The organism is Massilibacteroides sp., assembly GCF_028705895.1.
Classification (GTDB): domain Bacteria; phylum Bacteroidota; class Bacteroidia; order Bacteroidales; family Tannerellaceae; genus Massilibacteroides.
In genome coordinates, this window is record NZ_JAQWCQ010000015.1 from 33,960 (window position 1) to 58,056 (window position 24,097).

The following is a 24,097-nucleotide window of genomic DNA, read 5'->3' on the forward strand; positions in this document are numbered from 1 at the left end:
GAGGTAGGTGTAAATAAGAAAATAAAGTAGGCGTTGACTTTTTCTGAAACATTAAATAGAAGTTCGTATCTTGCGGAGCCTTTAAAAAAGATATTATGCAGCAACTTATTGAATTTGACAAACAATTATTTTTAGATATAAACAAACTTCATACGCCGTTGCTGGATCCGGTAATGCTGTTTTTAAGTTCGTATGAGGCATGGGGAGTTATTGCTATTCTTATTGTTTTGTATGTTTTTTACTCCAAAGATAAAGCATGGCGTTGGCCGGTACTCTGTTTTATGTTTCTTTCAGTCGCTTCTACAAATGCTTTGAATCAATTAGTGAAGATCACCATTGCCCGTCCTCGCCCTATTCATGAGGCGATATTTACCGACCTGATTCATTCGTTGGAAAAATATGATGCCAGTTATAGCTTTTTTTCGGCTCATTCGTCCAGTTCGTTTGCTTTGGCCGTTTTTGCATTGTTGGTTGTCAGGAAAAAGTTTTTTACAGTAATCGTCTTGTCGTGGGCTTTACTTGTGGGGTATAGCCGGATTTATGTAGGGAAGCATTACCCGATAGATGTTGTTGTCGGTATTCTCTTTGGGGTATTGATGGCCGTAGTCTGGTGGAAAATCTATATGTATTATAAGAAAAGGAAAACTGAAATAAAATGAAGAGAAGGATTATAGAGATCTGTGCAAATTCAGCACAAAGTTGTGTGGAAGCAGAACAAGGAGGTGCTGCTCGTGTTGAACTTTGTGCGGCTATTCCCGAAGGGGGAACAACTCCCAGCTACGGAGAGATAAAGGCTGCGCGGGAATTAACTTCCCGAATTGATATTAATATAATTATTCGTCCCCGTGGAGGTGATTTCCTATATACTCCCGCAGAAGTACGTTCTATGCTCTATGATATTGAAATGGCAAAGGAGTTAAAAGTACATGGTGTAGTGTTTGGTTGTCTGACTCCTGATGGAGATATTGATGTAACTTTATTAAAGCGTTTAATGGATGCCGCTAAACCCTTGTCGGTAACCTTTCATAGGGCATTTGACGTATGCCGTAATCCTTTTCTGGCTCTTGAACAATTGATTGATGCGGGATGTGACCGTATCCTGACTTCCGGGCAGGAAAAAGATGCAGTGACGGGTATTCCATTATTGGCCGAGTTAGTGAAACGTGCGGCAGGCCGAATCATCATTATGCCCGGTTGTGGGGTGCGTGAACAGAATATTGCACGGATTGAGGCGGAAACCGGAGCAACAGAGTTTCACACATCTGCACGTAGTGTTGTGCAGAGTAAAATGATTTATCGTAAAGAGCGGGTACCTATGGGGAGCAGTGCGGTGACGTCTGAGTTTGAGACAGTAGAAACCGACCGGAATAAGGTGGCGCTTTATTTGTAATATTCGGAAAATTTCTTATTTTTGATAGATTAATTATCTAAAAAGAAAAACATGGAAGAACGTAAACGATTGACTCGCTCGGTCAGAGATAAAATGATTGGCGGTGTTTGTGGAGGGATTGCGAAATATTTTGATCTGGATCCTACTTTGGTTCGTGTCGGCTATATTCTGCTTTCTATTTTTACGATATTTTCGGGTGTAATTGCCTATTTTATCCTTTGGCTTATTATACCTGTGGCAACTGATGAATAAAGAGTGTAAATGAATTTTGAATTATCATCTCCTTTTAAACCGACCGGAGATCAACCTGAGGCTATTGCGGCTCTGACTGAGGGGTTGTTTAGTGGAGTGCCGTTTCAGACGCTTTTGGGGGTTACCGGTTCGGGAAAAACCTTTACGATTGCTAATGTGATTGAAAAAGTACAACGCCCGACGTTGATACTAAGTCATAATAAGACATTGGCAGCGCAGCTATACAGCGAATTCAAGGCTTTCTTTCCCAATAATGCTGTGGAGTATTTTGTTTCCTATTACGATTATTATCAGCCCGAGGCTTATCTCCCGACAACGGATACATATATAGAGAAAGACCTTTCTATCAATGACGAAATTGATAAGTTGAGGTTGCGGGCGACTGCTTCTTTATTGTCCGGACGAAAGGATGTTATTGTTGTTTCGTCGGTTTCTTGCTTGTATGGTATGGCTGACCCAAGTGCGTTTGCTGAAAAAGTGGTACATCTGGAGGCCGGCATGCAGATTGACCGGGATAAAATGATCCGACGTTTGGTTGATGCATTGTATGTAAATGATAAGGTTGAATTCAGGCGCGGAACATTTCGGGTTAATGGTGACAGTGTCGATATTTTTCCGGCGATTGAAACTTTTGACGGAATGGCTTACCGGGTTGAATTCTGGGGGGATGAGATAGAGCGTATTTCTTCTTTTGAACCAGACACGGGGCGGGAGATAGATGAACAAACGGAGTTGAATATTTATCCGACGAATTTGTTCGTTACTACGCAGAATCAGATAAACAAAGCTATCGGTCAGATTGATGTAGATCTCGGAACGCAGGTGGAGTATCTGAAATCAATTGGTAAGCATTTTGAAGCAAAACGTTTGTATGAACGGGTAACTTTTGACTTGGAGATGATACGTGAATTAGGGCATTGCTCGGGGATTGAGAATTATTCGCGTTACTTTGACGGAAGGGAGGCAGGAGAACGCCCTTATTGTTTGTTGGATTATTTTCCGAAAGACTTCATGCTTGTTGTGGATGAGAGTCATGTGACCATTCCTCAGATACGGGCAATGTACGGAGGAGATCGTTCAAGGAAGCAGAATTTAGTGGAATATGGTTTTCGTCTTCCTGCGGCAACGGATAATCGTCCGTTGACATTTGAAGAGTTCGAGTCGCTGATTTCATGTGCTATTTATGTCAGTGCAACACCTGCTGATTTTGAATTGGAAAAAAGCGAGGGGGTGATTGTTGATCAGGTGATTCGACCTACCGGATTGTTGGATCCGGTAATCGATATCCGTCCGACGATGAATCAGATTGACGACCTGATGGAAGAGATACAACGTTGTGCCGCGAAAGACGAACGGGTTTTGGTAACCACGCTGACGAAACGGATGGCGGAGGAGCTGACTGCTTATCTGACAAGGATGGGGGTGCGTTGTAATTATATCCACAGTGATGTGGAAACGTTGGATCGTATTCAGATTATGGACGATCTGCGAAAGGGATTGTTTGATGTGTTGATTGGAGTAAACCTGCTGCGTGAGGGATTGGACTTGCCGGAAGTCTCGTTAGTAGCCATATTGGATGCCGACAAGGAGGGATTCCTTCGCTCGCATCGTTCGCTGACGCAAACAGCCGGTCGTGCAGCGCGTAATGTAAACGGGAAAGTAATTTTCTATGCCGACAGGATTACAGAAAGTATGCAGTTGACCATAGATGAAACAAACCGCAGAAGAGAAAAGCAGTTAGCTTATAATGAAGCCCATGGGATTACCCCTACTCAGGTGAAACGAAATACATCGTCATTGCTGTCCGAAAAGCAGTCTGAAACGGCTGAACCATACGCGTATATAGAACCCAGTATTAGTCTTGTCGCTGATCCGGTTATAAGTTATATGACCCGTCCTCAATTAGAGAAAGCAATTGAACGAACCCGCAAACAGATGACAGAAGCCGCTAAGAAACTCGACTTCATTGAAGCCGCTCAGTTCCGCGACGAATTACTCAAACTACAGGATTTATTAGCTACTAAAAAAGAATAATCATGCGTGTCGGTTGCCTTATACTTTCTATCTTGTTTGTCTCTTTATGCGCTATAGCTTCAGAATCTGTTATTTATACCACTGATCTGGATAAACAGCGATTCGGACAGTACATAGACTATATACAAACCAAAGAAAGAACTCCTCAGGCGGTGTTGATGGCAACTGCCGATTTCTTTTTGACTGTTCCTTATGTTGCTTCCACGCTGGAAAAAGAGCCCGAAGGGTTAGTTGTTAATCTTCGCGAGTTAGACTGTACTACTTTTGTGGAAACCGTGCTTTCCTTGTCCAAAACGGTTTTAGATGGCGAGCCCACCTTTGAGTCCTTTTGTATAAACCTGCAGTTATTCCGTTACCGGCATGGAATAATTGACGGATACACGAGCCGGTTACATTATACGACCGATTGGATATATGATAATAGCCTGAAGGGATTAATAAAAGATATAACTCAACAAATAGGAGGGGAGGCATTACCTGTATCCGTATCGTTCATGAGTGAAAATCCGGATAAATACAAATCGTTGAAAGGAGATTCCCTACGAATTGAGAAGATGGCTACTATTGAACAGTCAATTAATAAGCGTTCATACTATTACATCCCCAAAGAACGGATTGACGCCCTTCGCAACGGTATTCAGGAGGGTGATATGATTGCTTTTGTTACTTCCATCAAAGGATTAGATGTGTCTCATGTTGGCCTGGCTAAATGGAAAGACGGAGAGCTCACCTTTATACATGCGTCTTCCTCCCATAAAAAGGTTATTGTAGAACCTCGTACTCTGCATCAATACGCGGAAGCAATAAAAAGCAATAAAGGAATTATTGTTGTCCGTCCGGTGTTTTCGGAAAACTGAGCTTTTCTTCTACCCATACTCTTTCCGGTCATCAGAATAATTCAAAGGCAAAACGAAGACCGAATCGCTGATACTCTTTTCCTTTAAAACTGACGAATCCTGCAATGTTAAAGATGTGATTACCGATACCGTAACCCACCTCGGTATAACTATTCAGGACGGGAGTCCATAGTTGCCCGAAATAAAAACGTTCGGATAGGACATATTTGGACATACCTTGCTTAAACAGATGAAGTAGAATAAACGGACTCTCGTACATGAAATGCCCCTGTACATATTTGTCTGATGCATTATACCATTCCCGTTTAAGTAAATGGAATTTTCCCCCTATTTCTTCGCTCCATCTGTCGGGGAAAAAACTTTGTCCGAAAAAGCGGAAGTCCGCAAAATAAACCGACTTCTGCTCTGTATATAAGCCTCCACTTACGTTGTAACTTAATACCCTACATAATCCTAACGATACCGCTTGTTGCACGTTTGCCTCTACACGACAATAATCTCCGTTACTGTTTAATATACCCGGAATAGCCTGAGCTATTTCTGCTGTGATAGTCGGATAGAAAGAATACATATATTCCTTCTTCCGACCTACCATGCGATAATATTGTCTTGGTGTATAAGATAGGTTAATAACCGGCGTGAAATCCGTATAATCTTTATTTACGATGTCGTTGATGTTTTCGTTCTCCATCACCCTGTGCTTTTCAGAAGGAGTACGGAAATAATAAGAAAGCCCTGCCGCAGCCTGTAATCCGTGAAAAACTTCGATGTTGTGACGAATGTCGGCAAAATACGATTTAAAATAAGGCAGATCCAGTTTGTCAAAATTGAAAGTCGAGTCCTTAACCTGTTCTTTGATCTCCTGCATAAACACAGACGAATAACTCTGATACGTATTTCCGACTGAAAAACTAAGATACCCCAATCGTTGCGGACAATATTCAAACTCACCACTCAGTTTCAGAAATAACTCTTTCCTTTTGAATATGAAACCGACTTCCGGACGAAAACGCAACTGACGTCCGTTTTCATAGTTTTTAGTAAACCGTAATAATTGCCTGTAAGTAACTCCATTCAACTTGGAATATCCTAATTGAGAGGGGTTTAATAACCCCGAATAACGAAGCTCAGTACTCCGCAAGTCCATATTAATCGATCCCGTCAGGTTTTCCGTAATTTCCAGATACTTTGAAGTGCGACTTGTATCGGATGCTGCTTCTGACTTCGTGTCCATGGCATATAACCTTTTCTCTTCATTGGTGAGCGGACAATCGCGATAATGATTCCAATAACTTGAATTTCTTATAATAGGGATTTCTTTCTTGGATAAGCTGTAGTAATTAGTCAGGTCAAGCGATTTTTTTACTTTAGTCAGTAAATTGTCATTCTGCCATTCTATTTTCCGGTAGTTGAAATTAGAATGATAGACCGTTTCAATAATATTCCCCAGCAGATTCACTCTCATTTTAAGATCGGCATTCTCAGGGAGGATAAATCTCTCCGTGTCCCGACAATACGACATAACAAGATTAAAATCCGCAAAAGAATACCGTCCGCTTATGTCGATTTTATCGATTGTCCACCATTTATCCATTACATAAATGTTTCCCGATACTAATTTCTGACTGATAACTTTAGGTATAAACTGAATATTATAAATCCTCCTGTCCTTATAATTCTCATATCCCAGAAGCTTGAATTTATAATAAGAAAAAGCATTAGGAGAGATCGGGGTAAGCAATTCCTCCTTATACAGAGTCGCAGAATATACATTTATGTTCAGGAAGTTGAGCGCTTCTTGTTGTTTCTTTTGATTTGGAATGCTGTTCCCTGTAATTGCTTTGATTTCGTGTTTGTAAATATTGGGGGCGTTGAATTGCGAAAAACTAAGCATTTCAAAAAGCATATCCCTGTTTTTACGATTAACAGGAAGTATATGATGAGCCAAACGAATCAAGGCGTTATTTTGCAGAATCTCGGTTCGCCCTTTTATATATATATCCGCTTCATACTTGGATAACGTCTTTTCATAGATCGCAGCATTAGAAATAACAGAGCGCATAATTGAATCTGCGGTCTCATTCAAAACCTCAGCACTGTCCTTAGCTGATAAAACACCTTTACTCGTGTCCGCTACGGTTAAAGCGGTTAGTTTACATGTGACAGAAAAAAATATAAATATGAATAATAGTTTATTCAATTATCTCTAATTTAGTATCGTTACAAACGTAAAAAATAAAAATGAGAAAGCTTGTAATATCCTCTAAAATCTTAGATACTATGCAATTATTAAACAGAAAAGTATTAATGATTTAAAAGAATTGTCTTATATTTGTGCTTCATAAGTATGTTATATAGCAGTCGTGGTTAAGCAACAACAAGGAGAGGTCGATCTGTCGGCCAGTTTATCAGATGTATGGAGGGTTTTAACAGACAAAGAAAGGGAAATTCTCCGGAGTAATTCGACGATCCAGCAATTTAAACGAAATGAGTTAATTTATTGCGAGGGCGACGAACCCAAGGATATGATGTGCTTACTGAGAGGTAAGGTGAAGATTTTCAAAGAAGGCGTAGGCGGACGAAGTCAGATTATACGAATGATTAAACCTGTTCAGTATTTTGGCTATCGGGCGAATTTTGCGCAGGAAGATTATCTGACGAATGCGGCTGCTTTTGAGGCATCTACGGTTTGTTTGATACCTATGTCTGTCGTTACTGACTTGTTGATGGGGAATACCAATCTGGCCTTGTTTTTTATTCGTCAGCTTTCAGTTGATCTGGGGATTGCTGATGAACGGACTGTAAACTTGACTCAGAAACATATTCGTGGACGTTTAGCGGAATCTCTTCTGTTCCTGAAGGACAGCTATGGTTTGGAAGAAGACGGTGCGACGTTAAGTATTTATCTGGCCCGTGAGGATTTAGCAAACTTATCTAATATGACAACATCTAACGCGATACGTACTTTATCTACGTTTGTTTCCGAACGTATAATTGCATTGGATGGACGCAAAATCAAACTTATTGATGAAGAGAAATTGAAAAAAATAAGTAAGATGGGCTAAAACAGCAAAGACATTGTGTACAAGATATTGAAAAGGCTTTCGATAAATAGAGAGTCTTTTTTTTATCCGTTTTCTGTTAATAATCTGTAATAACCCGAAGATTATAGTTGTAAACAACATTTGCTGTATCTTTTTACGAATTAGTAAAATAGTTTCTTCATAATTCCGTTTACTTTTGTACCTGTGTGCTTTGGATTTTTTTTGAGAGAGTTTATGTGTACATGTATTTCTTATTCCTTATTCTAAATGCAGTTTTTTAATTATATAAGGAAATGGTGTCAGTCGCAAACCAGTTTTTATTTTGTGTTTGTGTTATTATCCATTATTCCTAATCTTGTCTTGTTTTTTACAGAACCACTTCCGTTTGTGTTAGGTTTGGCTTCTGTAGGTATTCCATTGGCTATAATGCTTTGTGTGTTAGTTCTTGCTCCTAAGCCGGGAATTGTAGTCTGGTGTTTGTTACCTAAAGTGATTTTAGACGGCGGACAGCTTGTCTTATTATATCTTTTTGGAGAATCCGTTATAGCGGTAGATATGTTCCTGAACTTAACCAGTTCGAACGCTTCTGAAGCCAGTGAATTGCTGTCGAATATCTTCGTCGTTATTAGCTGTGTTTTTCTATTTTATACCTTGCCGACTCTGTTGTTGGCATTCCGTTCTGTCCGCTTGAAAGAAAAACTGACCGTTGATTTTAGAAAAAAATGGGCAAAACGTGGCGGAATGCTTTTGTTGGTAAGTGCTGTTCTATGTTCCTCATTCCCTTTGTTCGATTACTCATTCTCCGTTAAAAATGATATTTATCCGGCCAATGCTTTGTATAATTTGTATTTCGCGATTAATAAATCCCGAAAGAATGCGAATTATAAGAAAACTTCGGCTGATTTTTCTTTTAAAGCTGTGAAATCAGACCGGGCTGAGAAACAAAGAGAGGTCTATGTTCTTGTTGTTGGTGAAACCGGACGGGCGATGGAGTGGGGTTTGTATGGATACGAACGCGAAACAACTCCTAATCTTAAGAAAACAGCAAATCTGGTCTATTTAAAGGATGCCGTGACACAATCGAATAATACGCATAAAAGTGTGCCGATTATATTATCTGCAGCAAGTGCAGAAAACTACGAGATACTTTATGAACAAAAGAGTATTGTGACAGCATTTAAAGAAGCCGGATTTAAGACAGTGGTGATTGCTAACCAGAAACTGACGACGTCTATAATCGGTTGTTTCTATAGAGAAGCAGATACTTTTATTGATATGAGTACATTTAAAACCGGTTCATATCTGAAATCATTACATGACGATGCTCTGCTTCCTTATTTAGAAAAAGAATTGACGAAATCGGATGATAATCTCTTTATCGTACTTCATACATATGGATCGCATTTCAATTATTATGAACGTTATCCAAAAGATTTTTCTATATTTACACCAGATAAAGCAGATGGAATCAGGGCATCTTTAAAGAAAGAATTGCGCAATTCATATGATAATACGATTTGTTATACCGATTATGTGCTAAGTGAAATAATCAAAAGACTTGACAAATCGAATACTTGTGCGGTTTTAGCTTATTTGAGTGACCATGGTGAAGATATTTTTGACGACAACAGAAATCGTTATTTACACGCTTCTCCAATTCCAACATATTATCAACTGCATATCCCGTATGTTTATTGGTTTTCGGAAGATTATAAAACCTGTTTTCCTCAGAAATTTGAGCAAGTAAAGAAACACGCGGATGTTCCGGTTAGCACTAATAGTCTATTTCATACCATGCTGGATATTGCGAGTATTAAAACCGATGTTTTAGATGAAAGTTATTCGCTTTCGTCAGAAACGTTTGTGATACGGGATAGAATGTATTTAGGAGATCATGACAATCCTGTGCCTTTCTGGAAAATCGGATTGAAGAAACAGGACTTTATCATGCTTGATAAATGGAATATTGCATATGAAAAAGAATAATCTTATCAATGACGATAAAAATAAACACCTTACACTAAAAGTAATATCAGGCTATACACTGTTTGCTATAGTAGCCTTTGGCTCTATTTTCTATATCCTCCATCTTATTAAAGCAATGAATACGGATGACGGTTCAGAGCAACAACAGAGAGAAAGAGCCTACCTGATAACACGTACTATTTCACTGTTGAATGAAAGTGCAGCTATAGGGCAACCTATAGGAATGACTCAAGAACATTTTGATCTATTTAATGAAACGATGGATGAGACACAGGAATGTCTTGATGAACTTCGACTGATGCTGACAGATTCATTTCATGTTCAAGGGGTTGATACAATAGGCGTTTTAATTGAAAACAAAAGGCTAAATACAGAACAACTCTATGTGCTATGGCAAGATATGAGTTCGGATAAATTATACGATAAACAAATCAAGAAAATAGCGTCTGATACGGTTGTTACGAAAGTAGATAGAACAAATGAGATAGAGACAAAAAGAGATTCGGTTGTAATAGCTCGTAAGAAAAAAGGTTTTTTTAAGAGACTTGCTGATGCATTTGTTCCCCCAAAAGAAGATGTTGGTGTAGTAATAAAGACCATTAGTAATTCTAAATCCGACTCAACTATTAATATATACGATCCGAAAAATGGAACTTCTGATATTCTTAAGGAATTTCGGGAGAAGATGGATAAAGAGAGGAAACAGTTGAATTATAAACTTTATGATAAGGCTGCTGAGTTAAGACATAATAATGCATTGATTAATACGCGTATTAATCAGATCCTGTATGCAATTGAAGAGGAAGAAATGGACGCTTCAATCGAAAAAATGGCTGCTAAACAGAAGCTATATACAGATTCAACGCGTATTATGGGGGTAGTGGCTATTGCTGCGATTCTGATTATTATAGGATTTGTGTTAGTTATCAGTAGAGATATTTCCAAAAGTAAATACTATAGACGCCAGTTAGAAAAAGCAAAACAATATGCCGAAGAGCTATTGGTGAAACAGGAAAAGGTCATGTTGACAATAAGCCATGATATTCGTGCTCCGTTATCTTCAATACTGGGATATGTTGAGCTGCTTCTGAAAAGAAAACCGGACGAGAGACAACGCTATTATTTGGAAAATATGAGCAGTTCTTCAAATCATATACTCTCTTTGGTAAATGACTTGCTTGATTTTCATCGATTAGACTCTGGTAAGATGGAGATTCAGAAAGTTCCGTTTAATATAAAACCTTTGTTTGATGATATTTTTGCCAGCTTTAAACCTATTGCAGATGCTAAAAAACTGACTTTTAGCATTGATATGGATGAAGTGGATATGGATTTGACATATCTGGGGGATACGATTCGTATAAGACAAATAGTAAGTAATTTACTGTCTAATGCGATAAAATTCACAAATGAAGGAGAGGTACGAATGTCTGTTCGCATTCGGGATAAACAATTATGCTTGTCTGTCAGTGATACAGGGCAAGGTATTCCGGAAGAAGAACAGGCCGGTATCTTTGGCGAATTTACCCGTTTGAAAAAAGAAAAAGCAGAGGGTTTTGGTTTAGGACTTTCAATAACGCGTAAACTTGTCGAACTGATGGGTGGCTCTATCTCCTTAGAAAGTACTGTAGGAAAAGGAAGTGTGTTTTATTTAGATTTTCCGTTGGAAGAAGTTGAAAAAAACACTACAGGAAGTAGCCCGGAACCTATAGAGGAAAAAGTTTCTGACATTGTCGCAAACGGACGTGTGATTAATTGCTTATTGGTCGATGATGATCCCCTTCAGTTGGCTCTGACTGAAGAATTATTAAAGCAAAGTCTCGTAATTGTAAAGACTTGTACAGATCCCCGGAAAGTGCTTGATCTGCTACGAGAACAAAAATATGATATTGTTATTACAGATATACAAATGCCGGGACTCAATGGCTTTGAGTTAGTAGGGCAGATTCGGGAGTCGGGAATTTCAGGGACAGATGTGTTGCCGGTAATAGCCTTATCCGCAAGTGTTGCAAATGAAAAAGAAACCTATTTCGACGCTGGATTTACCGGATTCCTGAATAAACCATTTACCGCAAAAGAGCTTATTGCTGTTTTGAATGATATTTTATCTACTGATCTGCAAATGGATACTAAACTGGATTTTACTTCTTTAACGGACTTCGCAGGGGGAGATAAAGAAGCTCTTAATTCAATTTTGTCAACATTTGAAAGTGAAACTTCTGAAAATGTAAAACGATTGAACAGTACACTTGAACAAACTGATCGTGATAAAGCTTCAAAAATAGCGCATAAAATGATTCCTGTTTTTTCTATGATAGGTGCCAATTCTCTTGTCCAACGTTTGCGATTGCTGGAGAAAAACGACGAAGAACTTTCAGATTCTGCCTGGCGCTCGTTAATTCAGGAATTAAATACACAAATTGAAGTAGTAATGATGGATGTCGCTGAACAGAAATGTGGATTGTGATGTGGAATAATTCTACACCTCCACAATGTTTTCTACACTTATGGACGATTGGAGGAATACTCTTTTTTTATTATTGATTTCTTTTGTTTGTTGATTATCAACTGTTTGTGTAGCTTGCCCCGATAAACTGTATGTTTTGGCATACTATTGGGATAGTATAATGTATCGAAACAGAACGTTTCTACATTTACACACTGTTTTTACACACAAAAGAAAGATTAGGTTAGTTCGAGAGTATTTTTTTACTAAGTCTGCGAAAAATGAGGGCACCTTCCCTAAATGGTGCTCTCTGTTTTTTTATATATACGCACCTAATGTATAATCCCGACGACTGCTTCACGGAACAAAATATTTTATACCTTTGCGAATCTTAAAGTAATCGTATTGAACGTTATATATATTAAGTAAAAGCAGAAATGGCAAAGGAGTTGAAAGAACTAACCAAGCGTAGTGAAAATTACTCGCAATGGTATCAGGATTTGGTAATTAAAGCTGATTTAGCAGAGAACTCAGCAGTGCGTGGTTGTATGGTTATTAAACCTTATGGATACGCGATCTGGGAAAAAATGCAACGTATTCTTGACGACAAGTTTAAAGAAACAGGGCATGTGAACGCTTATTTTCCGTTACTGATCCCCAAGTCATTTCTTAGTAAAGAAGCAGAACATGTAGAAGGTTTTGCGAAAGAATGTGCTGTTGTAACGCATTATCGTCTGAGAACTAATGCTGACAAAACGGGAGTGGAGGTTGATCCAAATGCTAAATTAGAAGAAGAACTGATTATCCGTCCTACTTCCGAAACGATCATATGGAATACCTATCGTAATTGGATACAATCTTATCGTGATCTTCCTATCTTATGTAATCAATGGGCGAATGTGATGCGCTGGGAAATGCGTACCCGTTTATTTCTACGAACAGCAGAGTTCCTCTGGCAGGAAGGTCATACGGCGCATGCTACTCAGGAAGAGGCCGAAAAGGAAGCTCGTATGATGCAGGATGTGTATGCTGATTTTGCGGAAAATTATATGGCTATGCCGGTTGTCAAAGGTGTGAAAACGGCAAGTGAACGCTTTGCCGGTGCAATTGATACTTATACCATTGAGGCTATGATGCAAGATGGGAAAGCTTTGCAAGCCGGAACATCCCATTTCCTTGGTCAGAATTTCGGGAAGGCGTTTGATGTCACTTTTATCGATAAGGAAGGAAAAATTGAGTATGCCTGGGCTACTTCGTGGGGTGTTTCTACTCGTCTGATTGGTGCACTGATCATGGCGCACTCAGATGATAATGGTTTGGTGTTACCTCCCCATTTGGCTCCGATACAGGTGGTGATTGTTCCGATTTACAGAAATGACGAGCAACTAACACAGATTCGTGAGAAGGTGGCCGGAATTGTTGCAAATCTGAAAAAGATGGGGATATCTGTGAAATTTGATGATGCAGATAATAAAAAGCCCGGATGGAAATTTGCGGAATATGAACTGAAGGGTGTTCCTGTTCGTTTAGCTATGGGCGGGCGTGATCTGGAAAATAATACAATCGAAGTGATGCGTCGTGATACCTTAGTGAAAGAAACAATTACATGCGATGGCATTGAAGAGTATGTAAAGAATTTATTGGAAGATATACAACAGAATATTTTCACCAAAGCATACGACTTTCGTGCTGCTCATACAGTTGAAGCTGATACATACGACGACTTTAAGGCGAAATTAGATGAGGGGAATTTTATCCTTGCTCACTGGGATGGAACGCCTGAAACTGAGGAACAGATTAAAAACGAAACAAAAGCAACAATACGATGTGTACCGTTGGATGGTGATACAACGCCGGGAAAATGTATCCTGACGGGTAAACCTTCTGAACGTCGGGTGCTATTTGCTCGTTCTTATTAAAAAATAAAACGATAAAGGCGAATAGAAATGTTCGCCTTTTTTTCTTAATTCTAACAGATCTGAAATGATGAAAAAGCTAAGCTTATCTTTAATTTTTTTTATTGGCAGCTTTATTTCTTTGCATGCTGCAAAAGTGGATACAATTGCTGTTCATAGCCCTTCTATGAATAAGAATGTCGAAGTCGTTGTAGTTGCGCCTACTTCAATTAAAGCTGATGCTCCTGTTATCTATCTGCTTCATGGATATAGTGGAAATGCTCGTTCGTGGATTGGAATAAAACCTAATTTGCCGGAAATTGCAGACCAGGCAGGAATTGTCTTTGTTTGTCCTGATGCTAAAAACAGCTGGTACTGGGATAGCCCGAAAGATCCATCTTATCGCTATGAAACTTTTGTCGCTAAAGAACTTGTTAATTACATTGATACACATTATCCCGTTAAAAAAGATCGTAGTGCAAGGGCTATTACTGGCTTAAGTATGGGAGGACATGGTGCTTTATGGTTAGCGTTCAGACATACAGATGTTTTTGGCGCTGCCGGTAGTACAAGTGGAGGTGTAGATATCCGCCCATTTCCGAATAATTGGGAAATGAATAAACAGTTAGGTGACGAAAGTAGCAATCGTGAAGTTTGGGAACAACATTCGGTTATCAATCAGGTTGACCGTTTGAAAAATGGAGAATTGGCAATTATCGTGGACTGTGGCTATGGAGATTTCTTTTATGAGATAAATCAGGATTTACACGGGAAACTGTTAAAGTATAAGATTGATCATGAGTTCCAAGTGCGACCAGGTGTCCATAATGCTGATTATTGGCGTAACTCGATTGATTTCCAGATACTCTTCTTTAGAAAATATTTTGAAAAATAAGTCTCTTTCTGGTTATTGTGTTTCTATTTATTTTATGACCATAACATCAACTTGTCGTACCTAATTTTAGTAAATCTATGATTGCGAGAATTCCTATTATTGTTTTGTTTGCTATGTTGGTAACAACAATAACTGCACAGAAAGAGTACAAACCATTTGGTAATATGTCGGTTTCTGTGAATGTTGGAACTCTTGGTGTTGGCGTACAACTTGCTTCAAGTGTGACTCCTGCATTATCTTTTCGGACAGGACTCTCGTTGCTGAAATATTCGTACGATTACGAATATAAAGGTGTTGTCAGTTATAAAGAATATGAAATGGAACTACCTGTACCATTGAATGCAAAAGCCAATATGGTTAATGGTTTGCTTTTAGCTGATATTTTCCCATTTAAGAAATCTCCATTTCATATTATCGGAGGAGTCTATTGGGGAACTGCCAATATTATTAATGTTGTTGGAGAAGCGGATTATTCGGTGGAGATAACCCATGAACTTGTCATACCAGCCAAAGGAGTCGTTTCTGCGAAGCTCGAAACAAATAAGATTAAACCCTATGTCGGACTTGGTTTCACTCGTTCCTTTACCAAGAATAACAGGTTCGGGTTTACAATAGAATTAGGAGCCATGTTTCATGGAACACCTAAAGTTATCATAGAAGAAAGTACTGTCGTTACGGATTACGGAGATTTTGATATAGACGGAGAACTCAATGATATGAATAAATTTTTAAAGGATATTAAAGTATATCCTTTGTTGAATTTTCAATTAAACTTTCGACTCTTTTAAAAGCATATAAACAAAAAAAGGTTGTCTCACGACAACCCCAATCTTAATTGCTAACTTTAAATCTAATACCATGAAAAACACGATGCAAATATACGCATAATTTATGCTGTACAACATGTTTTTCGAGAAAGTATTAGCTGCTTAACGTTTTTTATATCTAACATAGCCGATCCCTTATTGCTTATTTTGAAGCAAATAAGCTTCGATCTGCTCAAAATTAGCGTCTTTAAATATTACTTTCTTGTCCTGATCTAAGAAATAAAGAGTAGGTATCGCTTTCAGATCATAAATCTCTTCATTTTTCAGATATACATCCTGATCATATCCGCTTATCCAGTTTTCAGGAATATCATTCAAATATTTTTTCCATTCTTCCAAGTCTTCATCGGGATAAACGGCAAGAACCTTCAATGTCTTATCAGATAAAGCAGAAGAAATAACTTGAGATGCCTTCATTTTTGTGCTTGTTTCCTTACATGCCGGACAACCAGGATTATAGAAATAGACTAATAAGTATTTCGCCTTTTGTTTATAAAGACTTTGTTTCTGTCCGTTCTTGAGCGTAAACGTAAAATCATTAGCCTTCTCACCAACTCTGTTTTTTAAAGCAAGATGTAAAAGGTTCTGCGGACGTATCTTTTCTGCCTCTTCATAAGCGGGCGATGCGATTATTCCCTCAAGCACAGGAATAAATAGTTCATCATTTCGCATCGGAGAATTCGCATCATAGAAATATTTTTCATACAAACTGAAAAAATAATCAACCATCTTTTTCTCTGTAGAAGCCTTTTCTATCGTCTTTTTTATTGAGGCATTGGCTATCTCATAATTGGTGTGAGGGAGTATATCTATGTAGTTTACAAAAGCTTGTTCTGTAACATCTTCATTATCTACGTAGATCGTGTCCGAAAAATCAAAATTATTCCAATAGTTTTTTACTAAATATTCAGCCCTTTCTTCCGGAGTTGCCAGAATACTTGGAATGCTAACCATTTTAAATACCGGACTTTTATCTTGTTGTTCTTCTTGTTTCTTAACGGTTGAAGAAGGAGTCGCATTACACGACAGTAAAAATGCAGACATAAATAGAAGGTATATTCCTCTCATAGTCATAAAACTTACATATTTAATTGATTGCAAATATAACTGATTCAATATAAAAAACTAACACAACCTAACATGTCTTTAGCTCGAAAGAGGGATAATTTGACGTAAAATAAACGAATTTGAATTATAATTAAACATTTTTCTTTAGAATGTATTGTATTTTTGCGACATCTCAATTATTGTAAGTCTTGATCTAATAAAAAGTGACTGAGTTATAATTGCTGTTGAACTTAATGAAAACATAAAATAACTAATAATGAAAAAAGTACTACTCTTTCTCGTTCTGTTTGCGACTGCGTTAACCGCATGTTCTACAAAAGGGACTTTTGAAGTGGGTGATAAGACGTTCTTGCTGAATGGTGAGCCGTTTGTTGTAAAGGCGGCGGAGATTCATTATCCGCGAATTCCTAAGGAATATTGGGAACATCGGATTCAGGCTTGTAAGGCGTTGGGCATGAATACGATTTGTCTGTATGTGTTTTGGAATTATCATGAGCCTCAGGAAGGGCAATATGATTTTACCGGGCAAAAAGATATTGCTGCTTTTTGTAAGTTGGCGCAGAAGTATGATATGTATGTGATTGTTCGCCCGGGGCCGTATGTGTGTGCGGAGTGGGAGATGGGCGGACTTCCCTGGTGGTTGTTGAAGAAGAAAGATATCAAGCTACGTGAACAAGATCCGTATTATATGGAAAGAACCCGTTTGTTTATGAATGAAGTCGGAAAACAATTATCCGGCCTACAGATAACAAAAGGTGGAAATATTATTATGGTGCAGGTGGAGAATGAATACGGTGCATTCGGCACGGATAAACCTTATGTCGCTGAAATTCGTGATATTGTGAAGGGTTCCGGGTTTGCGGATGTACCTCTCTTTCAATGTGACTGGAATTCTAATTTTGAAAATAACGCACTTGATGATTTACTTTGGACAATCAATTTCGGAACCGGAGCTAATATTGATGACCAATTTAAGCGATTGACGGAGTTGCGCCCGAATACGCCCTTGATGTGTAGTGAATTCTGGTCAGGTTGGTTTGATCACTGGGGTGCCAAACATGAAACTCGTAGTGCGAAGGAATTAGTAAACGGTATGAAAGCAATGCTTGATCGTAATATCTCGTTCAGTTTATACATGACGCATGGAGGAACAAGTTTCGGACATTGGGCTGGTGCTAATTTTCCTAATTTTTCCCCTACTTGTACCTCTTATGATTATGATGCGCCGATCGGAGAATCGGGTAATATCACACCTAAATACTATGAAGTCCGCGAATTGCTGAAGAACTATTTGCCTCAAGGTTACACTCTTCCGGAAGTACCCGAACCTATCCCTACAATTTCGATCCCCACATTTGAACTGACGGAGATTGCTCCTCTTTTTAAGAATCTGCCGGAAGCGAAACAAAGTGAAAATATCCGCTCAATGGAATTTTTTGATCAGGGTTGGGGTAGTATTTTGTATCGTACGAAATTAGAGCTTTCCAAAGAAGAACAAACATTGATTATTACAGAAGCGCACGACTGGACACAAGTTTTTGTGGACGGAAAGAAGATAGCAACGCTTAGTCGCCTGAAAGGAGACGGAGTTGTGAAGTTACCTCCTTTGGAAGCAACTTCGCAGTTAGATATTCTTGTAGAAGCGATGGGGCGTATGAATTTCGGGAAGGGTATTTATGACTGGAAAGGAATAACTGAAAAAGTTGAACTCGAGTCCGCCTCAGGAAGCAAGGAGTTGAAAAATTGGGAAGTCTATACTATTCCGGTTGATTATGAATTTGCAAAAGGAAAAAACTATACAAAAGAACCGAATGATACCAAACAACCGGCTTATTATAAGGGTACATTTACTTTAGATAAAGTTGGTGATACATTCTTTGATATGACAAACTGGAGTAAAGGAATGGTTTGGGTAAATGGTTACGCTATCGGCCGCTATTGGGAAATCGGACCTCAACAAACGCTTTATATGCCAGGTTGTTGGCTGAAGAAAGGTGAAAATGAAATCATTATTCTGGATATGGCTTCACCATCTAAACCGGAAACGAAAGGTCTGGAAAAACCGATATTGGATGTTCAAAGAGGTAATGGGGCATACTCACATCGCAAATTGGGTGAAAATCTCAATCTGACAGATGAGAAACCGGTCTATCAAGGTGCGTTTAAACCGGGTAATGGTTGGCAGCATATGAAATTCGGAAAAGAAATCGATTCTCGTTTCTTCTGTCTCGAAGCCTTGAATTCGCACGGTGGTGATGATTATACCGCTATTGCAGAACTGGAATTGCTGGGAACTGACGGAAAACCTGTTTCCCGTCAACATTGGAAAGTTATTTATGCAGATAGTGAAGAATTAGATGATGCAAATAATATCGCATCGAATGTTTTCGACTTGCAGGAATCTACTTTCTGGCATACGAACTATTCATCATCCAAGCCCTCACATCCACATCAGATCGTGATTGATTTGGGAGAAGACAAACAAATAACCGGTTTCTCCTATCTTCCGCGTGCGGAAGAAAACAGACCCGGAATGATAAAAGACTTCAAGGTTTATATAAAGAAAAGACCATTTAATTTAAAGGAATAATTATATATATATGTAGGATCATCTGCGTATAAAACCGGACGTGCTTTTGGAGGATTTTTAAAGCATTAGTATGAATAAAAAAATATAAAGGATATTTTTCCAAAAATATCCTTTATAATTGGAAAAATAACCTTTATATTTTTGCGCTTATTTTTCGTTTGATTTTCAACTAATAAAATTGGCCATATTTTTGGCTATAAATTAGTGCATATTTCTCTGCATTGTGGGGCCGTTTTTATTTCTATTTTTTGTTTATATGCAGAGTTAAGATAGTTAATTCTTATATTGTTTTAGGGAAACTCTGAAGGGCTGCAAAAATAATCGTATTTTTGTTCCAATAGATTTTCTCAAAAACATAATGATAGATCAACCTACTATAGACCGGATTCTGGATGCTGCAAACATTGTGGATGTTGTTTCCGAATTTGTAACATTAAGAAAGAGAGGGGTAAACTACGTTGGCCTTTGTCCTTTTCATGCGGATAAAACGCCGTCTTTCTATGTTTCACCGGCTAAAAATATTTGTAAATGCTTTGCTTGTGGTGAAGGGGGAACGGCTGTTCACTTCATTATGAAGCATGAACAGATAAGTTATTTTGATGCCTTACGTGTTTTAGCTAAAAAATATAATATTGAGATACAGGAACGGGAACTGACGGATAAGGAAAAAGAAACGCAAAGTACCCGGGAAAGTATGTTTATAATTAATTCTTGGGCACAAGATTATTTTATGTCCATGCTGCATGAACATGTTGAAGGGAAAAGTGTAGGCTTGCGTTACTTTATAGAACGAGGATTCCGCGAAGATACGATACGGAAGTTTCAACTGGGTTATAGTCTGGACCAATGGGACGGACTGTATCAGGAAGCGTTGCGTAAGGGATATAAACAGGAATTTCTCGAAAAAACGGGATTGGTTATTGCGTATGATAATGGGAAAGTGAACGACCGCTTCAGGGGGCGTGTGATGTTTCCCGTGCATAGTGTGAGTGGAAAGGTGGTTGCTTTTGGTGGACGTATTCTGAAAAAAGATGAGAAAACGGCCAAGTACATGAACTCTCCCGAAAGCGAGATTTACCATAAAAGTAATGAACTCTACGGAATCTATTTTGCCAAACAAGCGATTGTTCGTGCCGATAAATGCTTTTTAGTGGAGGGCTATACGGATGTGATCTCAATGCATCAGGCGGGAATAGAGAATGTGGTTGCTTCTTCCGGTACGGCTCTTACTCCGGGGCAGATACGTATGATCCATCGTTTTACGAATAATATAACCGTCCTGTATGATGGAGATGCGGCCGGGATAAAGGCTGCTTTAAGAGGGATAGACCTTTTATTGGAAGAGGGAATGAACATTAAAGTCGTGCTGCTGCCTGACGGAGAAGATCCGGATTCGTTCGCCAGAAAGAATAATGCTGCTGCTTTTACTGATTTTATAGAAAAGAAAGAAACCGACTTTATACGATTCAAAACAGAACTTTTACTAAAAGAAGCCGGCCATGATCCGATGAAGCGTTCTGCCTTGATTACGGATATCATTGCCTCAATCGCTATTATTCCGAACGATATTGCGCGTACGGTTTATATCCGCGAATGTAGTTCGATGATGGAAATGGACGAACGAGTTATTCTGAATCAGGTCAATAAATTACTTTTACAAAAACCGACAGCTACTCCGGTTCGTCATACGCCTACGCCACCGGCTTATACAAATAGTTTTGATTCGGAAGGTATGCCTACTCCTCCTGATGATATTCCTCCTTTGACCGAAGAAGAAATTGCCCAAATGGAGAACGGACAATTGTCTTCTACTCCGCCGCAATCGCCATCTGTTACGCGTTCGCCGTATGAAGTTTTTGAGTTAGCTTTGTTGCGATACATTGTCCGTTACGGGGAGGTTGTTTTGTATGACTATATAGATGAGAATGAGGAACGTGTTGTAATACGTGTTGCAGAATATATTGGATTTGACATGGAACGTGACGACCTCACGTTTATGACCCCTCTTTTCAAACAAATGCTTGATGAAGCATCAGCACGCTGTACGGACGAAGGGTTTATCGCACATAAATATTTCCTGTCTCATCCCGATGTTAACATCAGTCGCTTAGCTGCTGATTTGATTGAAGACAAGTATCAACTGAGTAAATATCACTCTAAATTTCGTGAACTTGAGACGGAGGATAAGAACTTACATCAGTATGTAGTAACTGATCTTTATGCTCTCAAGGATGCGTATATTAAACATAAAAGAAAGATTATTCAGGCTGACCTTAAAAAGGCGCAACAAGAAGATAGAATGGATGAAGTAATGAGTAAAATGGAAGAGTTGTTAAAGTTGGATAAAATAAAAAGTGTTTTGAGTAAACAACTGGGAGAGCGTATCATATTAAAGATGTAACCTAATATAAACAATCTATGAATTTTTTAGAAACAGAAGACGTAGTTAAACAGTATTCCGGTCATTTAGCGCTGAACAAAGTAAGCATTCAGGTGGCAAAAGGAAAAGTTTTCGGTTTGTTAGGCCCGAACGGGGCGGGAAAAACCACACTGATCCGGATTATTAACCGGATAACGGCACCTGACAGTGGAATCGTTCGCTTTGATGGCAGGCTGTCCAAGCCGGAAGATATATATCAGATCGGCTATATGCCGGAAGAACGTGGCTTGTATAAGAAGATGAAAGTCGGCGAACAGGCAATTTATCTTGCCCAATTAAAAGGACTTTCTTATCCGGTAGCGAGGAAACGACTGATACATTGGTTTGAAAAGTTTGATATTATGTCGTGGTGGAACCGAAAGTTAGAGGAACTCTCTAAAGGAATGCAGCAGAAAGTACAATTTATCATAACGATTATTCACGAACCCCCATTGCTTATTTTCGATGAACCGTTCAGTGGCTTCGACCCAGTAAATGCCGATATCCTAAAACAAGAAATATTGGAATTGAAAAATGAAGGACGTACTATTATCTTCTCTACACATAATATGGCTTCGGTGGAAGAAATCTGTGATGATATTGCCTTAATAAACCGGTCGCAGGTGGTACTTTCCGGAGATGTGACGGAAGTGCGTAATCGCTTTAAAGGAAATACGTTTTTGCTGAAACTTGTAGATTCAGGCATCGAGAGTGAGACTTTTGAAACAGATAAATACACGATTTTGTCTGATGAAACAGCAAAGGGCGTACGTGAAATTCGTATCCATAAAGAAGTTGATATGAGTAATTCTGATCTTGTGAGCCTGCTGACAAAACAAGGTGAGATCATTTCTTTTACAGAAGAACTACCTTCCATGAATGATATATTTATTAACACGGTATCAGCCCCAAATACAACAGAAGTATGAGTAAGTTAGAAATAATAATAAAAAGAGAATACCTGCGCAGAGTAAGTAAAAAGTCTTTTCTGCTATTGACTTTCCTGATGCCCATCCTGATGGTTGCTATGGTGTTTATTCCCCTGTGGCTTTCTTCAATAAAAGGTGATGATGTGCATAATATCGCTGTGATAGATAATACAGGAAAATATGCTGCGTTATTTCAGGATACAGAAAATTATCGATTTGTTCAAAGTGAGAAATCATTAGAAGATTATCGAAATAGTGATAATAAAGAAATCTATGCTTTCCTGAGTATTACGGACGATTTATTACAGAATCCAACCGCTGCTACACTTTATTCAGAAAAACAAATCCCCGGAGAGTTAAGTCGGCTCATAAATCAGGTGATCAGTAAAGAACTGGAAGAAGAAAAAATGGCTTCTTTCAATATCCCGAACCTGAAAGAGATTATAAAAGAATCCAAGATCAATTTTGATGTACAGACAATCAAATGGGGTACAGATGGCAAAGAAAGTAAATCATCGTCTATGGTTGCTTCCATAACCGGTATGGTTTTCACGCTTCTGATTTATATGTTTATCATGATATACGGAGGGATGGTGATGCAAGGGGTAATGGAGGAGAAAACGAACCGCATTGTTGAGGTTATCATTTCTTCCGTCAGACCATTCGATTTGATGATGGGTAAAATTATCGGTATTTGTTTTGTCGGACTGACGCAGTTGTTCCTGTGGGGTATTCTGACCACCGCTTTATTGTTTGGTTCGCAATTGATCTTTGGCGGAGGAATAAGTCCGGATATGGTGACTGTAAACGGAATGGCGCAACAGGGTACAAACGTATCTGCCAACATGATGAATAATCCGGAAATATTTGAAATTATAAATACGATTAATTTTGTTCAGCTGGGTATTTTCTTTGTTCTGTTCTTCATCGGCGGTTATTTGCTTTATGCTTCTTTATTTGCTGCGATAGGCTCTTCTGTTGACTCACAGGAAGATACACAACAATTTATGATGCCGATTACAGTTTTGATGATTTTTGCCTTGTATGCCGGCATTTACAGTATGGAAAACCCCGATGGACCGTTAGCTTTCTGGTGTTCATTGATTCCGCTGACTTCACCAATCGTTATGATGATACGCTTGCCGTTTGATGTCCCTTACTGGCAATTGGCTCTTTCTATTGCGTTGCTTTACGGAACAGCTATCGGTATTACCTGGCTATCTGCTAAAATCTACCGTGTCGGTATCCTTATGTATGGTAAAAAGCCGGATATAAAAGAATTGATAAAATGGATCAAGTATAAATAACGACTTTTAAAAACAGCGTTTTCTTTTCTGGAAAATTATAACTCCCTCAGCCCTTTCCTGCCCTTTACAATAAGGAGGGGAGAGGGAGTCTTAGTACTGATTTTATCATAGAATTACGGGTTATTGTCAATAATTGGTTACTTTTGTTCTCATAAACA

General features: G+C 38.7%; 17 protein-coding genes. 15 read left to right on the forward strand and 2 right to left on the reverse strand.

Annotated features, from left to right (window positions below; all coding sequences use genetic code 11):
- Window positions 1–95 precede the first annotated feature (95 nt).
- Genes PHT93_RS05720 through PHT93_RS05740 form a run of 5 tightly spaced genes read left to right on the forward strand, consistent with a single transcriptional unit; the run spans window position 96 to window position 4,533 of the window.
- On the forward strand, window positions 96–659 hold the full coding sequence (locus PHT93_RS05720) for a phosphatase PAP2 family protein (RefSeq protein WP_300240563.1): 564 nt from the start codon (window positions 96–98) through the stop codon (window positions 657–659).
- Window positions 656–1,390 (forward strand): copper homeostasis protein CutC, encoded by a 735-nt coding sequence (locus tag PHT93_RS05725; protein ID WP_300240565.1) that lies wholly within the window; start codon window positions 656–658, stop codon window positions 1,388–1,390. Before PHT93_RS05720 ends, PHT93_RS05725 begins: the two co-directional genes overlap by 4 nt.
- Before the next feature lie 51 nt (window positions 1,391–1,441).
- Window positions 1,442–1,642, forward strand: coding sequence for a PspC domain-containing protein (locus tag PHT93_RS05730; RefSeq protein WP_300240567.1), 201 nt, complete (start codon window positions 1,442–1,444; stop codon window positions 1,640–1,642).
- A gap of 9 nt (window positions 1,643–1,651) precedes the next feature.
- Complete coding sequence (gene uvrB / locus PHT93_RS05735; RefSeq protein WP_300240570.1) at window positions 1,652–3,676, forward strand: excinuclease ABC subunit UvrB; 2,025 nt, start codon at window positions 1,652–1,654, stop codon at window positions 3,674–3,676.
- Window positions 3,677–3,678: 2 nt separating this feature from the next.
- Entirely contained in the window at window positions 3,679–4,533 is an 855-nt protein-coding gene (locus PHT93_RS05740) for an N-acetylmuramoyl-L-alanine amidase-like domain-containing protein (protein ID WP_300240572.1), read from the forward strand.
- Between the two features lie 31 nt (window positions 4,534–4,564).
- Here the strand turns inward: PHT93_RS05740 and PHT93_RS05745 are convergent, their stop codons facing one another.
- Window positions 4,565–6,733, reverse strand: coding sequence for a DUF5686 family protein (locus PHT93_RS05745; protein WP_300240574.1), 2,169 nt, complete (start codon window positions 6,731–6,733; stop codon window positions 4,565–4,567).
- A 163-nt stretch (window positions 6,734–6,896) separates the two neighbouring features.
- On the opposite strand from PHT93_RS05745, the gene PHT93_RS05750 reads away from it, so the two are divergent.
- The 6 genes from PHT93_RS05750 to PHT93_RS05775 all read left to right on the forward strand — a co-directional run bounded on the left by PHT93_RS05750 (window position 6,897) and on the right by PHT93_RS05775 (window position 15,587).
- Window positions 6,897–7,598, forward strand: coding sequence for a Crp/Fnr family transcriptional regulator (locus PHT93_RS05750; RefSeq protein ID WP_300240577.1), 702 nt, complete (start codon window positions 6,897–6,899; stop codon window positions 7,596–7,598).
- 246 nt (window positions 7,599–7,844) lie between these two features.
- Window positions 7,845–9,563 carry a phosphoethanolamine transferase gene (locus PHT93_RS05755; protein ID WP_300240578.1) on the forward strand — a complete coding sequence of 573 codons (1,719 nt, stop codon included), beginning with the start codon at window positions 7,845–7,847 and terminating at the stop codon, window positions 9,561–9,563.
- Entirely contained in the window at window positions 9,550–12,030 is a 2,481-nt protein-coding gene (locus tag PHT93_RS05760) for an ATP-binding protein (RefSeq protein WP_300240581.1), read from the forward strand. The genes PHT93_RS05755 and PHT93_RS05760 overlap by 14 nt, the downstream gene beginning before the upstream one ends.
- Before the next feature lie 416 nt (window positions 12,031–12,446).
- Window positions 12,447–13,928, forward strand: a complete 1,482-nt coding sequence (gene proS, locus PHT93_RS05765; protein WP_300240583.1) for a proline--tRNA ligase — start codon at window positions 12,447–12,449, stop codon at window positions 13,926–13,928.
- A gap of 67 nt (window positions 13,929–13,995) precedes the next feature.
- Window positions 13,996–14,799 carry an alpha/beta hydrolase family protein gene (locus PHT93_RS05770; RefSeq protein WP_300240613.1) on the forward strand — a complete coding sequence of 268 codons (804 nt, stop codon included), beginning with the start codon at window positions 13,996–13,998 and terminating at the stop codon, window positions 14,797–14,799.
- A 77-nt stretch (window positions 14,800–14,876) separates the two neighbouring features.
- On the forward strand, window positions 14,877–15,587 hold the full coding sequence (locus PHT93_RS05775) for a hypothetical protein (protein WP_300240585.1): 711 nt from the start codon (window positions 14,877–14,879) through the stop codon (window positions 15,585–15,587).
- 174 nt (window positions 15,588–15,761) lie between these two features.
- On the opposite strand, the gene PHT93_RS05780 is transcribed toward PHT93_RS05775, so the two are convergent.
- A complete protein-coding gene (locus tag PHT93_RS05780; protein WP_300240587.1) occupies window positions 15,762–16,670 on the reverse strand; it encodes a DUF5106 domain-containing protein in 909 nt (302 codons plus the stop codon).
- A 280-nt stretch (window positions 16,671–16,950) separates the two neighbouring features.
- Here PHT93_RS05780 and PHT93_RS05785 point away from each other — a divergent pair, with 280 nt between their 5' ends.
- The 4 genes from PHT93_RS05785 to PHT93_RS05800 all read left to right on the forward strand — a co-directional run bounded on the left by PHT93_RS05785 (window position 16,951) and on the right by PHT93_RS05800 (window position 23,939).
- Window positions 16,951–19,284 carry a beta-galactosidase gene (locus PHT93_RS05785; RefSeq protein WP_300240590.1) on the forward strand — a complete coding sequence of 778 codons (2,334 nt, stop codon included), beginning with the start codon at window positions 16,951–16,953 and terminating at the stop codon, window positions 19,282–19,284.
- A gap of 358 nt (window positions 19,285–19,642) precedes the next feature.
- Window positions 19,643–21,685 carry a DNA primase gene (gene dnaG, locus PHT93_RS05790; protein WP_300240592.1) on the forward strand — a complete coding sequence of 681 codons (2,043 nt, stop codon included), beginning with the start codon at window positions 19,643–19,645 and terminating at the stop codon, window positions 21,683–21,685.
- Window positions 21,686–21,702: 17 nt separating this feature from the next.
- Complete coding sequence (locus PHT93_RS05795) at window positions 21,703–22,632, forward strand: ATP-binding cassette domain-containing protein (RefSeq protein WP_300240594.1); 930 nt, start codon at window positions 21,703–21,705, stop codon at window positions 22,630–22,632.
- Entirely contained in the window at window positions 22,629–23,939 is a 1,311-nt protein-coding gene (locus PHT93_RS05800) for an ABC transporter permease (protein WP_300240596.1), read from the forward strand. Before PHT93_RS05795 ends, PHT93_RS05800 begins: the two co-directional genes overlap by 4 nt.
- Window positions 23,940–24,097 lie beyond the last annotated feature (158 nt).